Genomic DNA, 17,406 nt, shown 5'->3' with positions numbered 1-17,406 from the left:
AGGTGAGTACCCTATGACTATTGTAAAACAAATTTCTCTTTTTGACATCCATCAATTATTAGAAATGGAAAGTTCCCATCGTTATGAAGCCATTTTTAGTGTGATCGACATTCAGCCTATATTTCAATAGTTTTCTAAAAAGACATTGAAAGGTGCACCACGTGAATTGAATTATGGTGCAATGATTCAATCGCTGATTATACGTATTGTCGAACGTATTCCAACTATCAAGGATTTAGTCAAACGTTTGGTTCATGATCCTTTATTTCGTTTCGACTGTGGATTCCTTGTGTCTGATGTCGTACCATCTGAAAGCTCTTATTCACGCATGATTCAAGTCATTAGTGAATCAGATGTGCTAGATAAAATGAACGATACACTCATCAAAACAGCGATGTTGGAAGGCTTTCTAAATGATGAACATGTCGCCATCGATGCGAGTCACTTTGAAGCTCGTGATGCTTTCACACCATCAGAAAAGAAAGCACCTAAAACTCCTAAAAAACGTGGTCGTAAAACGAAAGCTGAACGAGCTGTTTGGTTAGCCGAACAAGTAGAGAAAAAAGGAAATCAATCAACCTATGAAAAAGAACTGAAAGAACAGCTGGATATCCCATTAGAAACCCTTTGGAAGGATGTACCGATTGAGCCAAAATGGGGTGTGAAAAAGAATAGTAAAGGAAAAAATACATTCTGGTTTGGTTATAAAGCACATTTAGCTGTTTCGACGAAAAGTCAATATATCATCACTCGTTTGATGTCCTCAGGTAATTTAAGTGATTGTAAAGCTGCGATTCCATTATTGAAAAAACTTCATCACTTAGGAAACGGTCAATTTACAATCGCTATATTTGATGCTGGTTATGATGTTGAACCTATTTACCGTCAAGCCGTATCACAGTCCATGCGAGTCGTGATTCCTTACAACGTTCGCCGAGAAGGAGAATATATAGGATTCGATGAACATTTTCGTCCAACCTGTGTGCGTGAACATAGTTACCAATATGACAGCTTTGACGCTAAGTACAATACATTAAAATTCACACGTCCAAAGGAATGTGCAACTTGCCCATTACGAGAAGACACCCTTTGCCAAAAAGTTTTCAAAATCAAATGTGATATAGATATCCGTAAATTTACCTATCCAGCACGTGGGACAGAACGATGGAAACAGCTTTATCAAGAACGTACAGCAGTCGAACGCGTTAACGCTTATTTAAAGGAATACTTTCAATTAAACAATGTCCGTCATCGTACAGGAAAGAAAGCAAAAATGCATTTCAATCTGGTGACGTTAATTTATAATACCTGCAAACTAGCAGTTGATCGAATTAATGCTTTATTACAGCAACAAAACCAAGTTGCATAATTAAAAAAAACAAAGTTTTTAGTATAGGGGTACTCTATACTTCAGAAATACTATGATTTATGAAATTGATTCATTTAACAAAATTATTAAGAATTCCAATTTAAATATAGAGAGCGGAATTTCCAAGATGCCCTTCACACGCTTTCAATCACCATCGCAATGCCCTGTCCGCCGCCAATACATAAGCTGACCAGTCCATATTTTCCGCCGCGGCGTTTCAGTTCGTATGCGCATGTCAACGCAAGCCGCGTACCGCTTGCCCCCACCGGATGGCCCAATGCAATCGCGCCACCATTGACATTCACAATTTCCCGATTTAATCCCAACTCTTTTTCAACAGCCAAATATTGGGCGGCAAAAGCCTCGTTGATTTCAATCAAATCGATGTCCTCCAACGTCAGATTCGCCCGTTCCAATGCCTGCTTGATGGCTGGCACCGGGCCGATTCCCATGATGGATGGATCCACCCCCTTGATGCCCCAGGAGACAATTCTTGCAAGCGGGGATAAACCGTTTTTCTCCACCGCTTTTTCACTTGCCACAATGACAGAAGCTGCACCATCATTGATGCCTGATGCATTTCCTGCCGTCACTGTACCATCTTTCTTGAACACAGGTTTTAATCTGCTTAAAGCATCAAGGGTTGTATTTTCTTTAATATGTTCATCCTCTTCAATCGCCAATTCTTCTTTTCTCGTTTGAATGTTCACAGGCACAATTTCTTCTTTGAAAATGCCGTTTTCACGGGCTCTGGCTGCACGCTGTTGGGAAAGCAGGGCAAATTGATCCTGTTCTTCCCTTGAAATCTGATATTGTTCCGCCAGATTTTCCGCCGTAATGCCCATTCCGGTACCCGTATATTCATCGAAAAGGGTTGCTTGCAACATATCCGCAAATTGCAAGTTTCCTGATTTCATCCCTTTAAAACGGACATCAAAGTTCGAGAAAGGGGATTGGGACATATTTTCCGCTCCGCCAGCCAAAATAAAATCCCCTTCACCGAGTAAAATATTCTGGGCCGCCGTAATGATGGATTGCAGTCCGGAACCGCAAAGACGGTTCAAAGTGATGGCCGGCACTTCCTTTGGCACACCTGCATGAAGTCCAATATGGCGCGCCAGGTACGCCGCGTTTGTACTTGTCGCAATGACATTGCCGTAAATGACATGGTCAATCTGTTCAGGCGAAACTTTCGCCCGTTTCATGGCCTCTTTTGCAGTGACCGCTCCCAAAGTGACCGCCCCTGTATTCACAAATGAGCCGCCATAAGCAGTAAAAGCCGTTCTCGCACCATTCACCAAATAGACATTACTCATGTTTCCCCTTCTTTCTATACAATTTCTTTCTTTGGACGCAACGTATGCTTCAACACTTTTCCGGAGGCATTCCGTGGAAGTTGGGCCAGTTCTTCAATTTCTGCCGGCACTTTATATTTGGCGAGTTTGGTCAAACAGTAATTGATGATTTCTTCTGATGTGAGAGATTTTCCTTCTTTAAATACCACGTACGCTTTAGGCACTTCACCGTACACTTCATGAGGAACGCCGACCACAGCCGCTTCCAATATTTCAGGAATTTGATACAACACTTCTTCCACTTCAACCGGGTAAATATTTTCACCACCGCGGATGATCATGTCTTTTTTCCGATCGACGATATATAAAAATCCTTCCTCATCGAATTTCCCCAAATCCCCCGAATACAGCCAGCCATCCTGGATTGTTTTGGCTGTTTCTTCAGGATTTTTCAAATAGCCTTTCATCACCTGCGGCCCCTTCACGCAAATTTCGCCCACTTCCCCTGTCGGCACTTCTTCGCCATTCGGATCAACAAGCTTGATTTGCGTTTTTTTCAACGGCTTTCCGACCGAACCGATTTTTTGCAGAGCATATTCATCTGTCAATGAAGACGCGGCAGGGGTATTTTCCGTTTGTCCGTACAGATTCTGCACTTTCACATTTGGGAAGGTGTCTTTCAATTTTTTTACGAGCTCATATGGCATCGGCGCGGCACCGTAACAGAACAAACGTAAATGTCCGAAATTGAATTCCCCGATTTCCGGTTTATTTAAGATGATGGTGTACATTGCCGGCACACCGAAAAAGATGGTCGCTTCCGTTTCCACAAGATTTTTTAATGTCCGATCAGGTGAGAAGGCTTCTTCTATGACAACGGTTCCACCCTTGTACAAAGTCGGCACGGCAAACACATGAAGGCCCGCACAATGGAAGAGCGGCGTACAAATATAAGTCCGATCCTTTTCCGTCATCTTCATCGAATCGGACCAAATTTCCGCCGTTTCAATCACATTGTTGTGTGTGAGCATTACCCCTTTTGGTTTTCCCGTTGTTCCGGATGTATACATGACAACGGCTGTTTCTTCACCTTCATTTGGAACGCGAATAAAATCGGTATCGTTCCCTTTTAAAATTTCTTTTATTCCGGCAGTGGAAATGACGTGGTCAAAACGGTGGGCCGTTTGCCTGATGGTCTCTTCAATTTTTTCATCAAAAAATAAAGCTTTTGCTTCAGAATGCTGGAAAATGTAATCCACTTCCGGAGGTGCAAGTTTCGTATTCACCGGCATGATCGTCAAACCGGCCAATTTGGCACCTAAATAGACAGGTAAAAACAGATCTGAATTCAGCATAAATTGGGCGACAATATCCCCTTTTTGATAGCCCCTGTTTTGAAGATAGGCGGCTATCTTCTTCGCATTTTCAAATAATTCCCCATAAGTCATTGTTGTGTTTTCAAAAATAACCGCTTTTTTGGAAGGCTGTTTTATTGCATGTTCTTCCACAATATTTGTAATAAACATATCCCCAATCCCCCATTTCAGTGCTGGAACACTTTTATTTTTTGAATCTTCCAACAATTAGATTCAGGATTATTGTATCAATGAAATATATTTGCGTAAACGAGAAAATATGTGTTTATTAGAGAAATATTAAAATTAATAGAAAGAGGGTTTCATTCTCTTAACAACCTGAAATCATGTGCAGGGACTACAAGCTGCTTTTGAAAAAAATGAAATTCAGTGCCAATGATAATAGAGCGGAAGGGAAATTCATCCAATTTCCCCTTCCGCTCATCTTGAATTTGCACTTATATCACATCATGAAAATACAAGACCGTCTTCATTGGATCTCCTAATTTGCGCAACTTCCAAGTATCTTCCAAATAGATGTCTGCCAGCTTTTCATATTTTCCACCGTAACGGCCGGCCCATTCGACAGCTACGACACTCTCATACAGCCATGCCAATCTTTGGGCGATGCCTTTGCCCTCATAAGTTTGTGTCTCTTCATCCAAGGACGCGAATGTTTCCAAATCCTCCGCGACATCTGAAAGCTTTTCCATCACGATTTGCTTCAGCTTCGAATCCTTCACTTTTTGCAAACGCCGGTTCATTTCATCGATGAACAATTTATGGGCATTGTATTTTTTAAATAGGCGGATCACTTCCAATGCCAGGATATTTGCCGTACCTTCCCAAACGGTGAGCACCTGGGCATCCCTCAATAGTCTAGGCGTTACAAAATCTTCAATGTACCCATTGCCGCCATGAAGTTCAATCGCTTCGTGGGCAAAATGGATGGCCTGCTCAGCCGTTTCTTTCTTCATGATTGCGATGTTCAGCCGGTTCAAAATCACATCCCGCTCAGTTCCTTCGCCAATTGTCACCCGATCATACAATTGGATCATGTCAAACAGCGTCGCCACTTCAACGTGGAGCTTGGACGCCATTTTTGCCAAAGTATCCTGTATCATTGGGTAATTCGTCAATCGTTGGCCGAATGCCTCGCGATTGGAAACATAAAATTTGGATTCCAATAATGCTCTTCTCATGATTCCGACTGAGGCGACCGCATTACAGATTCTCGATAAATTCAACGCCTCCAGCATGTAGTAGATGCCTTTTTTCGGATCGCCCACCACATAGGCGATGGATCCGTCAAATTCAACTTCACCGGATGGCACGGCGCGGACGCCCAATTTATCTTTCAAGCGCCGAATGCGCAGATGATTGAGCGAACCGTCTTCCTTTTTCCATGGCACCGCAAACAAAGTGAGCCCTTTAGTGCCTTCCGGAGCCCCCGGCATGCGGGCCAACACCATGGCAACACCGCACATTCCCGCATTGGAGGCAAAATATTTCTCGCCATATAACCGGTAATGGGTGCCGTCAAATCTTGCTTCAAGGATATTTGCCCCGACATCCGAACCCCCTTGCCGCTCGGTCAAGAAAGTGGCTCCTTCATACAGCTCCACTTCACCGGTTGAACAAACATGCGGCAAAAATTTCGCCTTCAGTTCTTCATCCGCATAATGGTCCAGCAAGTATGCCGTGGCCATTGTCAATGTGACGGGGCAATAAAACCCCGGTTCCGCGTGGGACAACAAGTAACCTTGGGCAAAACTGTAAACATAATTCCCTTTTCTCCCCAGCTCCGGTATCTCTTTATGCACGTATCCGACAATCCCGGTATTGTATGTTTGTTCAACCGTCTTTTTGTAGCCTTCATTCACCCAAATTTCCGATACTTCTTCCCCGTATCGATCATAGCGGATGAGACGGGGCTCCCCTTCCCGGTCCGTATGCTTTGCCCGCGCATCAATCTCGCCGCATACCAAAGCCCCGAAGTCTGTCAGTTCTCTAAATGCAAATTCATAAAACTCTTGATCCAGCATTTGCTCCAATATTTTTTGCAATGTATCATCGCTTGAGAAAAAGTTTGTCTCTTTTTCTGCCACCACATTTTGCAGCACTTTCATTCCACAATCGCCTGCACTTTCAATTGTTGTTTTAAAATTTTTCCGGATGCATTTCTCGGAAGCGCTTCCACTTGTTCGTACAGCCGCGGCACTTTATATTTGGCAAGATGCTCGGATAAGTACGCCTTCAACGCTTCCACGTCAATTGGCGTTTTAGCGGCGAACACCGCCTTCACAGTTTCCCCCCACTCCGGATGAGGTACCCCGATGACCGCCACTTCATGAATTCCTCCAAACTGTAAAATCCGGTCTTCGATTTCTTTCGGATAAATATTGACACCGCCAGAAATAATGAGGTCTTTTTTCCGATCAACCACCCAAATATAACCGTCTTCATCGAATCGGGCCAAATCGCCTGATTTCAGCCATTCGCCGAGAAACGCTTGTTTCGTTGCTTCTTCATCCCGATAGTAACCAACCATGTTCCCTTCGCCATAAAGCACAATCTCTCCAATCTCGCCGGTCTGGACATCTTCTCCGTTCTCATTCACAATGCGGATTTCCGTTCCGAAGGCCGCCCGCTTTCCGATGCTGCCCGCTTTAATTTCATGTTCATAGCCGAATAGAAGTGTCCCGCTTGGCCCTGCTTCCGTTAAACCATATACGCAAGTTAAATTGTCCGTTTTGAAAGCCTGTTGGATATGGCGCACTTCTTTTTCGGATAACGGCGCCCCTCCATATACCCACCATTTCATGGAAGACAGATCCGCTGTTTGCAATCGGGGATGGGATGCAGTAACCAAATAGGCAACCGGCGCCCCAAAGAAGTGGGTGGTTTTTTCCTTTTCCACCGTGTCAATAAGTAAATCTGGCGTGAAAGTAGGTGTAAGTACGTTGGTTGCCCCAACCAGCACAGCGGACATCAAGAATAAATGCAGTGGAGCCGAGTGTGTCAGCGGCATCATCAGCAACATCCGGCTTTCCGGCTTCACTTCCATTTCGATGGCAATCATATGGGCAACCGCCAAAATATTGCGATAGCTGAATAAAACGCCTTTTGGCTTCCCTGTTGTTCCGGAGGTGTAAAGAATCGTGGAATAATCGTCTTCTTTTAACAGACATCTGATTTCCGCGTTATCCGACTTTTCAATGAGCCCGTCATAGTCTAGCCACCCTTCCTTTTTTGGGCCGGTTTTGATTTTGATCCCGACATTTTGGAGATTTTCTACGGATGCAAAAATCGCTTCATGGGCAATGATGGCTTTTGCCTGTGCATGATCCGCCACATATTCCACTTCCGATAGGGTGAATTTGGCGTTCACCGGCACGACAATGGCGCCAATACGTTGAATGGCAAAATAACTAACGACAAATTCCAATACATTCGGCATAAAGATGATGACTTTATCCCCTTGTTGAATGCCCAGTCCGAGCAAAGCATTGCCCAATCGGGTAACCTGTTCATCCAATTCTTTGTACGTCACCCGCCGTCCTTGGCAAATCACCGCCTCGTTTTTTGGATACTTGCGGGCATTTCTGGCTAATAGCATCGAACTATTCATGTGACATCCTCCCCCTTAATTTTTGCCAGTTTTTCGCTGAATGACGAATGCAATTCCACCAATTCCCTTTTCAATTGGGTCAACTCCTCTATTTTTTCTTCGATTTCTTTGATTTTCTGTTCCCCGTACTCCACGGTTCTTTCCAGTTGTTTAATCCCTGTACGGTCACGATCAAAGAGCAATATCATCTCCTTTATTTCGTCCAGTGAAAAGCCGTATCTTTTGCCGCGCATGATGAGTTTCAATTTGGCAATTTCTTTTTTTGAAAAGGTGCGTAAATTGGATTGGGTACGATTCGGTGAAAGCAATCCAATTTCTTCATAATATCTCAGGGTTCTTGGTGTGATATTGAATTCTTTTGCCACTTCCTGAATCGTTTTCATCCCTTTCACCCCCGAATTTGGCTATATTTTATCATTGACGTTAACGTAAACTTCAAGAGAGTTTGTGAAATTTTTTGAATATTTATAATCTTGCATTTCAATTAATATATTACCTTTTTTTCAGTTTGATAGACAAAAAATAAGCGGCAGCAATGAGCCACCGCCTCTATTTTTTTCCCGCATTTAGATTTCGATTCGCATGGAAGGGTTCAAATCATCATCATTTTTCAACAATGGTTCCGGCTTGTCCCAACAGTGCATCGAGCGCTTTGTCCAAAGAGGTGATGATGGCCACCCGATCCGGTCTGGATTCCACAAATTTGATGGCTGCTTCAACCTTTGGCAGCATGCTTCCTTTTTCGAAATGGCCTTCCTCAATATGCCTTTTCAACTCAGCGGTTGAAACCTTTTTCAAAGGCCGTTCATTTGGCTGATGGAAATGAAGATACACATGATCGACATCCGTCAATATGAGCAGGACATCGGCATTGATCAATTCAGCCAGTTTTTCGGAACCCAAATCTTTATCGATGACCGCATCCACCCCAATATACTTATGGTTTTCCTTATAAACCGGAATTCCCCCTCCACCGGCGCAAATGACGATAAAATCCAAACTCACAAGCTTTTCAATGACACTATGTTCGATAATATTCATTGGTTGAGGAGACGGAACGACTTGACGCCATCCTCTTCCAGGAAACTCTGCATATTTTGCGCCGGTCTGTTGCATGATTTGCGTTGCTTCTTCCCTTGAGTAATAGGGGCCGATCGGTTTTGTCGGATTCTCAAACGCCGGATCATTTAAATCCACTTCCGTTCTTGTGATGATTGATGCCACGTTTTTTTCAATTCCTTGCTCCCTTAATGCATCATCCAGCTCCTTTTCAATCCAGTAGCCGATCATCCCTTGGCTCATGGCGCCGCACGTATCCAGTGACATCGGTGGAATCCCTTGTGTTCCTGCAATCTTTTGCTGCAATAAAATGTTGCCGACTTGTGGGCCATTGCCATGGGTGATCACAATCTGACAACCAAGTTTCACAATTTCAACCAACAGTGCAACCGTTTTTCTGATGGCTTTTTGTTGCGCTTCTTCCGAGCCATCCCCCGTTTGGATGGCATTGCCCCCCAAGGCGATGACAACTTTCTTTTTCTCCATTATCTTCACACCCTATGTCCAAAGATTAAAAATCAATTTTTCCTGTAATGATGCCAACGAATGCAATGACAGCAAGGATAACGAAAATGCCCATTAATGCAATCTCAAATTTCGCATCTTTGCGGGTGATGCCATAATCCTTTTGGGTATACTTGTAAATGATGATCCCTGGGGCATACAACAGCATTGTCAACAGCAGATAGTCCAATCCGGCGGCATACACGAGCCAAACGGTATAAATGCTGGCGATAATCCCGATGATGAATTGCTTTTTATTTTCCCTGAAAGGTATCAGTTTCACTTGATAAAAGGCTGATAGCATGTAAGGAATGAGAATGGCGGATGATGCCAAACTGAACATAAAATTGTAGGCTTTATCGGTAAATAATAAAGTGATTAAGAAAACTTGCACTAAACCGTTCGTCAACCATAGGGAATTCACTGGCGCTTTATTTTTATTCTCTTTGGCCAACCATTTCGGGAACACTTTATCCTTTGCCGCTTCGTATGGCAACTCTGCTGCAAAGAGCGTCCAACTCAACCAGGCTCCCATTATGGAAATGATTAATCCTATATTGATTAAGACGGCGCCCCATTTCCCGACAACCGCTTCAAATACATAGGCCATTGTCGGAGTCGGCAAAGCTGCCAGTTCCTCCCGGGTCATGACACCCATTGATAACACGGTGATCAACACATAGATCAAAAGAACGCTCACTAATCCAATGACAGTCGCCTTTCCGACATCCGACTTACTTTTTGCCCGTCCAGACATGACGACGGCACCTTCAACGCCAATAAACACCCATAATGTCACAAGCATGGTGCTTTTCACTTGGGAAGCGACTTCCGACCAGGAAAAGCCGCCGCTGCCCCAAAAATCGAAGGTGAATTTATCGATATTAAAGAAGAAAATAGTAATTAAAATAAATAGGAAAATCGGAATCACTTTACAGATGGTTGTGATTGTATTGATGAATGCTGCTGAGTGAACTCCTCGAAGGACAAGGTAATGGACCAGCCACAATAATACGGATGCCCCGATGATCGATGCCACATTTTGTCCGCCTTCAAAAGCCGGAATAAAATAACCGATGGAAGACATGACAAGCGTTGCATAAGCGATATTTCCGAGCCAGGCTGATACCCAGTACCCCCAAGCGCTGCTAAATCCCAAAAACGGACCGAATCCTTCTTTTGCATAGCTATAAATACCGCTGTCCAAATCAGGCTTTTTAATGGATAGATTTTGGAATACAAGCCCAAGGGCGATAATCCCAATCCCTGTGATAACCCAACCGATCAACATGGCACCTGCATTGGCACCGAGAGCCATGTCTCCTGCCATGTTGAATGCGCCGCTGCCAATCATTGAACCTACAACCAGTGCGATCAATGCAAATAACCCTAATTGTTTTGTTTCCTTCATCATTAGCACCTCACCTTAACAGCAAGGGAAGAACCTTCCGCTTACCGTCCATTTTTTTATTGCCGGTGATTCGTCGCTGCCATTACTGCTTTGATTGTGTGTAAACGGTTTTCCGCTTGGTCAAACACAAAGGAATGCTTGCTTTGGAAAACTTCATCGGTCACTTCCATTTCTTTGATGCCGTATTCTTCATACACTTTCCGCCCAATTTCCGTTTCCAAATCGTGAAAACTCGGGAGGCAATGCAGGAACATTACCTGTTCATTTCCCGTTTTTTCAATCATCTTCCTGTTCACCTGATAAGGCAGCAACAGTTCGATTCTTTCTTTAAACTTGTCTTCTTCCCCCATTGAAACCCAGACATCCGTGTAAATGGCATCCGCGCCTTTTACCGTTTCATCAATATTATCTGAAATTACAATGTCGCTTTTTGATTCTTCCGCCAGCTTTTGGGCATAAGCAACCATTTCCTCGGAAGGGAATAATTCTTTCGGGGAACAGATTCGGAAGTTCATGCCCACTTTTGCCGCTCCCACAAGGAGACTGGTTGCGACGTTGTTTCTTCCGTCTCCCACATACACCAAATTCACGCCTTTTAATCTGCCCTTTTGCTCTTTGATCGTCAGAAAGTCAGCCAATACTTGTGTTGGATGGAACTCATCGGTCAATCCATTCCACACCGGGACTCCCGCATATTCTGCAAGGGTCTCCACAACCGATTGTTTGAATCCCCTAAACCCGATTCCATCAAACATGCGGCCAAGAACGATGGCCGTATCACGGGTGGATTCTTTTTTACCAAACTGAACATCCTGCTTTCCCAAATATTCAGGGTGTGCCCCCAAATCCACACAAGCGACCGTAAAGGCGCATCTCGTTCTTGTGGAAGGTTTTTCAAATAAAAGGGCAATATTTTGTCCTTCCAAATAGCGGTGCGGAATTCTTTTCTTTTTCATTGCCTTTAACTCGGCCGCCAAATCAATCAAATAATGGATTTCTTCTTCTGAATGATTTTTTAAAGTGAGAAAACTTTTGCCAACTAAAAGATCGTTCAATAAATGGGGGTTGTCCACAATTACCATCCTCCTTAAGTTAATCCAAAGCTTCCCGGACCAACGGCATGCTCATGCAGCGTGGGCCGCCCCGACCCCGTGATAATTCCGAACTCAACACTTCAATCACTTCAACGCCGTTTGTTCTTAACAGCTCGTTTGTCACGTAGTTCCGATCATAGGTCACCACTTTCCCCGGGGCGATGGCCAATGTATTGGAACCGTCATTCCATTGCTCACGGGGGCCTGCTATCATGTCCCCTCCCCCGCATGGAATCAATAAAATTTCTTTTAATCCCAAAACTTCTTTCAACGTTTCCAACAAATTGGTTTTATGTGTAATGTTTAAAGTTTCGTTGTCCGGACCTTTTTCAAGAACATAAATGTCCATTTTTCCGTCAGCGTCTTGTATCGCGGAATGAATCGTGAATTTGTCGTAATCGATCATGGTGAATACAGTATCCAGGTGCATAAATGCCCGGCTTTTCGGGATTTCAACGGCGAGGACCCGTTTGATGTCACTTTGGGAATGAAAAAGATTCAATGTAAAACGTTCAATGGATTTTGCGGCAGTGCGGGCACTGATTCCGATGGCGATGGTATCTTTGGACAGTACGAGCTCGTCGCCACCTTCCATCGGATATTCGAAATCACGATTGAACCAAATGGGAATATCCTTGTTGGCAAAGCGGGGATGATATTTCACAATATATTGCATGAAAAGAGATTCACGCTGTCTGGCAGGTTCCCGCATTTTATTGATGGTCAAACCATTGCCGACGACAGCTGAGGGGTCTCTGGTGAAGTAAAGATTTGGCATTGGATCCAAATAGAAAGGATAGTGGCTTGTAAGGATTTCATACAGATGTTTTTTCTTCATATGTTCAATTTCGTCTTTGCGCACACCGGCCATGATTTTCTCGACCATTTTTGATGTGTCGAAAGACAATAAATAGTCGGCTATGACGTAAAATGAATCATCCACTGAGATTTTTGATTCCGTCAAAATATCATAGACAAACTGTTTTTTTATTTCTTCCGTATGTAAGGCTTCAGATAACAATGTCGATAAGTATAGCACTTCAATACCGTTGTCGCGCAAAGTTTGCGCAAAATAGTCGTGTTCTTTTTGGACGATGGGCAAATACGGAATATCATCAAAAAGCAGTTTTTGTAAATATTCCGGCGTCAAATTTTCCACCTCTTGACCAGGACGGTGAAGCAATACGGTTCGAAGTTTTCCGATTTCCGAAGTGACATTCAATACATGATTCATAGGGATAACCTCCTAACGTTTCAAAAAAATGATGGTAAACTTTATTAAAGCGCTTACAAAGTGATGGAAAATAAAAGTTGTATAAAAAATCACTAGTGTCGCATAAAAAATATCAATAGACATAATAAATCTGAATTTTCTGTAACTATATTTTTCCATAAAAAAATCCTTTATAATGGTTTGGTGGTAGTAAACCTATCCAAATCCAATATAAAGGAATCACGATTATGGATAAGTTTACACGAAAAACATCATTTGAACAATGGTTTTCACCAATTAATTTCAACTTATTTGACGATATGGTGAAAGCCTATCATTTAGATTACTATACAAAGAAGCTTTATATGGCTTCATTTCTGAAATTACTGTTGTACGCTCAATTACATGAAACCGAGAGTTTGCGAGCTTTAAGTGACGCTGTTTTTTCTGAAGAATTACAACGTGCAACAGGTCTTCCATCGATTAGCTTTTCCCAATTAGGAAGACGAATCAATGCCATTCCAACGGTTTTCTTTCAATCGATTTTTCTTGATTTAGTGGCTCAAATTCATGAGAAAACACATTTTCAAAAGCGAAGAAAGCTGACAACGCCACTAAAAATCATTGATTCGAGTACGTTGCCACTGAATTTGACGAACCACAAATGGGCAGAGTTCCGAAAAACAAAATCGGGCGTGAAGCTTCACTTGCGTCTTGTATTCATGGAAAAAAGACTTTCTTATCCCGACAAGGCCGTACTGACAAACGCAATCGAACATGATCGTGGTCAATTAGAGGTATTCATTGATGATCAAGAATGCCTGTACGTGTTCGATCGTGGATACTTAGATTATGAGCGATTTGACCGTATGACGGATGATGGGTATTTCTTTGTTTCACGTTTACGAAAAAACGCTGTCGTCCGTGTGTTAGAACGATTTTCGTTACCTGAAGATTCGCCTGTATTCTCCGATGAAATGGTGGTTATTGGAACCACGCAAAATCGTTCTGAAAACGCGTTCCGTCTCATCAAATTGTTGGATACAAAAGGAAATGAACTTCATTTACTGACGAATCGTTTTGATATGGATGCAGATGAAATCGCTGAAATCTATAAGTCACGTTGGGCCATTGAACTCTTTTTCAAATGGATGAAACAACACTTGAATATCAAGAAGTTCTACGGCCACAGTGAACAAGCCGTACACAACCAAGTATACGTAGCGATGATTGTATACTGTTTAAATGTGTTAGCTCAGTTGAACACTAATAGTGACCGAAGTACGTTACAAATAAGTCGATATTTGAAAGCAGCTTTATGGAAATCTGCACACATTTGGTTACGGAAAATCGAAGGGATGAGCGTTCCTTAAAGGTTGATTTGTCGTTGTTGCACTCGTCTTAAGCTATAGGTAAAAAATGGATGTTTACTACCTTTATTTAGGTGTTTTCGTTTTTCGCTAATTTTCCAGAAAAATAAAATCTGAAATTTCAAAACTTATTTATGCGACGCTAGTGATAAAAAATGATTTTTATTCTATAACTCTAGTATATAATGTAAATTATTCAAAAATAGTGAATTATTAGTGAAACTAATGTAATATTTTGTTATACAATTTCTATCAATTTCATGACATTTTTTCAGAAAAACTTGCTTGAAATTCCAAAAAATTGAGCGGATTGGAGATTTTTCCTATCCGCTCTGATTATGTTACCTATTTTTTTTGATGAATGCGTCAATTCCGCCAAGCAGGAATGTAGGAATGGCGGCCATCAACATGATGAGGGCCCAGTCCGCGAATTGAATTGGAACTGTTTTGAATATCGGCTGTAATGGCGGAATGTAGATCACGATTAACATCAATGCGATGGAAGATAAAACCGCCCATACAAGAAATTGATTTTTAAAAGGATTTCTTGAGAAAATGTTCTTTTCGCAACGGCAATCAAACACATGAATGAGCTGGGCCATTACAAGGGTTGTAAAAGCGACCGTTTGGGCATATTCCAGTTCGTTTGGATGATTATGAAGGGTCACCATGAAAGCGGCGAGGGTGACGATACCAATCGCAAGCCCCCGTGAAATGATCTTCCAACCAAGTCCTCTTGCGAAAATCCCCTCTTTTGGATCCCGAGGCTTGCTTTTCATGACGTCGCCTTCCGGTTGGTCAACCCCTAACGCCATGGCAGGCAAACCATCCGTGATCAAGTTCACCCACAAAATATGGATCGGAACCAATGGCAATGGCAACGCAAGGATGATGGCAAAAATCATGACAAGCATTTCACCTACATTGGAAGCGAGCAAATAGCGGATGAATTTGCGGATGTTCTCGTAAATATTCCGCCCTTCTTCAATGGCCGATTCAATCGTGGCAAAATTATCATCCAAAAGAATCAGGGATGAAGACTCTTTTGCCACATCGCTTCCTGTAATCCCCATTGAAATGCCGATATCCGCCGCTTTAATGGCTGGGGCGTCGTTGACTCCATCTCCCGTCATTGCCACAACATGTCCTTTCCCTTGCAGAGCCTGCACAATTTTCAGTTTATGTTCAGGAGAGACGCGGGCAAACACGGCCACTTCATCCACGATTTCTTCCAATTCCTTGACAGACATTTTTGCCAATGTTTTTCCGTCAATAATCTTGCTGTTTTCTTGATGGATGCCAAGCTGGGAAGCGATGGCTTTTGCCGTAATCAAATGGTCTCCGGTAATCATCACCGTTTTTATGCCGGCGTCCTTACATTTTTCCACCGCTGATTTCACTTCCGGTCTTGGCGGATCGATGATGCCTTGCAAACCGATCAATGTGAGTCCGTTTTCCACCTCATGCACATCTGTGACCGTTTTATTTGCCGGAATCTCTTTAAACGCAATGGCCATCGTTCTCAAAGCCTGGGAAGCCAATTCTTCGATGGCTGAATGGAGAGCGTTTTTCAGCTTATCTGTCAGCGCTTCTTCCTTTCCGTCCCAAATCATTTTGCTGCTCACTTGTGTCAGAACATCCGGCGCCCCCTTGGCAATGACAAATTGTTTTCCGGCGGAATCTTCGATGATCATTGACATCATTTTTCTCGTCGAATCAAACGGGTATTCTTTTACAATTTGATATTCTTTCAATAATTCATTCCGATCAAAGCCGGCCTTCATTGCCGCAACGAGCAATGCTCCTTCTGTCGGACTGCCGACAAGCATGTATTCATTGTCTTTTTTCTTTATTTTGGCATGGTTGCAAATCATCCCATACGTTAGCATTTGAAGAAGCATTTTTTCTTTCCGCACTTCAACCGGTGACCCTTCATGATAAAAAGCGCCTTCAGGGGAATAACCTGTCCCGTCAACCGTCCACGTTTTTCCGCCAATCCATAAATGGGTCACCGTCATTTTATTTTGGGTCATCGTTCCGGTTTTATCTGAACAAATGACCGTCGCTGTGCCAAGTGTCTCAACGGCTGGCAGTTTCCGTACAATGGCATTCTTTTTGATCATTCGGGTCACACCAAGGGAAAGTACGACCGTCACAATGGCTGGAAGGCCTTCCGGAATGACCGCAACGGCCAATGAAACGCCAGTCAATAACATCGTATAGAAATCCCGGTCTTGAATAATGCCAATCAGCACTACAAGGATTGTCAATGCGGCGGCCACAACAATCAAGATTTTCCCCAATTGCTGAAGGCGCCGTTGCAATGGGGTTTCAATTTTTTGGGTTCCTTGCATTAGTCCCGAAATTTTTCCCATCTCTGTTTTCATACCGGTTCCAACGACAATGCCCTTCCCGCTGCCTCTTGTAACGAGCGTTCCCATAAAGGCCATATTTTTCATATCGCCAATTCCGGGTTCCGGTTCTTTGAGCGGTTCCGTCGTTTTCTCCACAGGAATGGACTCCCCGGTCAACGGGGATTCTTCTATTTCAAGGCTGATCGATTCAAAAATCCGAACGTCAGCCCCAATCCGGTCGCCACTTGAAAAACGGATCACATCACCGGGTACGAGCTCCCTTGAATCGACCTTGATCCATTCCCCATCCCTTAAAACGTTCGCGTGGGGGGCCGATAATTTTTGCAATGCTTCCAAGGCTTTTTCAGCTTTTCTTTCTTGAAAAAATCCAAGAAACGCATTGAGTATCACAATCGCCAAAATCGTGATGGCATCCGCATATTCACCTAAAAGCAGCGATAAGATGACAGCCACCAGCAATACAATCACGAGGAAATCTTTGAATTGACTGAGAAAAAGCAATAGATCCGATTGTTTTTTATGTTTTTCCAGTTCATTGTAGCCATATTGCTCCAGCCGCTTTTTCGCTTCGCTGTCCGTCAATCCGTCCAGAATACTGGTGTTAAATTCTTTTTCAACTTCGCCCATGTTCATGGCATGGTATTTCATATGTATTTTCACTCCCTATTCCCAGCTGCAGTTACGAAAAGGTAGCATTTCTAAAGTGTTGAGTGGAAAGGATCATCTCTTC

11 protein-coding genes and 1 pseudogene are annotated in these 17,406 nt (G+C 43.1%); 2 read left to right on the top strand and 10 right to left on the bottom strand.

What is annotated here, in order from left to right; translation table 11 throughout:
* Positions 1-13 precede the first annotated feature (13 nt).
* Positions 14-1,369 (top strand): annotated as a pseudogene (locus tag NSS77_RS13175) (transposase).
* Positions 1,370-1,503: 134 nt separating this feature from the next.
* On the opposite strand, the gene NSS77_RS13170 reads toward NSS77_RS13175, so the two are convergent.
* The 9 genes from NSS77_RS13170 to arcA all read right to left on the bottom strand — a co-directional run bounded on the left by NSS77_RS13170 (position 1,504) and on the right by arcA (position 12,952).
* A complete protein-coding gene (locus NSS77_RS13170) occupies positions 1,504-2,685 on the bottom strand; it encodes an acetyl-CoA C-acetyltransferase (RefSeq protein ID WP_342469152.1) in 1,182 nt (393 codons plus the stop codon).
* A 14-nt stretch (positions 2,686-2,699) separates the two neighbouring features.
* Positions 2,700-4,190, bottom strand: coding sequence for a long-chain fatty acid--CoA ligase (locus tag NSS77_RS13165; protein ID WP_342469151.1), 1,491 nt, complete (start codon positions 4,188-4,190; stop codon positions 2,700-2,702).
* A 287-nt stretch (positions 4,191-4,477) separates the two neighbouring features.
* The gene (locus NSS77_RS13160) at positions 4,478-6,148 is read right to left on the bottom strand and encodes an acyl-CoA dehydrogenase family protein (RefSeq protein ID WP_342469150.1); all 1,671 of its coding nucleotides are present in this window, start codon (positions 6,146-6,148) and stop codon (positions 4,478-4,480) included.
* Positions 6,145-7,650: a long-chain-fatty-acid--CoA ligase gene (locus NSS77_RS13155; RefSeq protein WP_342469149.1), complete on the bottom strand. Its 1,506-nt coding sequence runs from the start codon at positions 7,648-7,650 to the stop codon at positions 6,145-6,147. The genes NSS77_RS13160 and NSS77_RS13155 overlap by 4 nt, the downstream gene beginning before the upstream one ends.
* Positions 7,647-8,033 (bottom strand): MerR family transcriptional regulator, encoded by a 387-nt coding sequence (locus NSS77_RS13150; RefSeq protein ID WP_342469148.1) that lies wholly within the window; start codon positions 8,031-8,033, stop codon positions 7,647-7,649. The genes NSS77_RS13155 and NSS77_RS13150 overlap by 4 nt, the downstream gene beginning before the upstream one ends.
* A 220-nt stretch (positions 8,034-8,253) precedes the next feature.
* On the bottom strand, positions 8,254-9,195 hold the full coding sequence (gene arcC / locus NSS77_RS13145; RefSeq protein WP_342469147.1) for a carbamate kinase: 942 nt from the start codon (positions 9,193-9,195) through the stop codon (positions 8,254-8,256).
* Positions 9,196-9,220: 25 nt separating this feature from the next.
* Positions 9,221-10,624 carry an arginine-ornithine antiporter gene (arcD, locus tag NSS77_RS13140; RefSeq protein ID WP_342471282.1) on the bottom strand — a complete coding sequence of 468 codons (1,404 nt, stop codon included), beginning with the start codon at positions 10,622-10,624 and terminating at the stop codon, positions 9,221-9,223.
* Between the two features lie 56 nt (positions 10,625-10,680).
* Positions 10,681-11,697 carry an ornithine carbamoyltransferase gene (gene argF, locus NSS77_RS13135; RefSeq protein WP_342469146.1) on the bottom strand — a complete coding sequence of 339 codons (1,017 nt, stop codon included), beginning with the start codon at positions 11,695-11,697 and terminating at the stop codon, positions 10,681-10,683.
* Positions 11,698-11,716: 19 nt separating this feature from the next.
* Positions 11,717-12,952 carry an arginine deiminase gene (arcA, locus tag NSS77_RS13130; protein ID WP_342469145.1) on the bottom strand — a complete coding sequence of 412 codons (1,236 nt, stop codon included), beginning with the start codon at positions 12,950-12,952 and terminating at the stop codon, positions 11,717-11,719.
* A gap of 227 nt (positions 12,953-13,179) precedes the next feature.
* On the opposite strand from arcA, the gene NSS77_RS13125 reads away from it, so the two are divergent.
* Positions 13,180-14,304: an IS4 family transposase gene (locus tag NSS77_RS13125; RefSeq protein WP_096550083.1), complete on the top strand. Its 1,125-nt coding sequence runs from the start codon at positions 13,180-13,182 to the stop codon at positions 14,302-14,304.
* A 338-nt stretch (positions 14,305-14,642) separates the two neighbouring features.
* Here the strand turns inward: NSS77_RS13125 and NSS77_RS13120 are convergent, their stop codons facing one another.
* Positions 14,643-17,324: a cation-translocating P-type ATPase gene (locus tag NSS77_RS13120; RefSeq protein WP_342469144.1), complete on the bottom strand. Its 2,682-nt coding sequence runs from the start codon at positions 17,322-17,324 to the stop codon at positions 14,643-14,645.
* Positions 17,325-17,406: the final 82 nt, after the last annotated feature.

The sequence above is a fragment of the Ureibacillus sp. FSL K6-3587 genome (assembly GCF_038593165.1).
Taxonomy (GTDB): domain Bacteria; phylum Bacillota; class Bacilli; order Bacillales_A; family Planococcaceae; genus Ureibacillus; species Ureibacillus suwonensis.
Note: the sequence above shows the minus strand (reverse complement) of the source record. Positions and strands in the feature narration are given on the sequence as shown.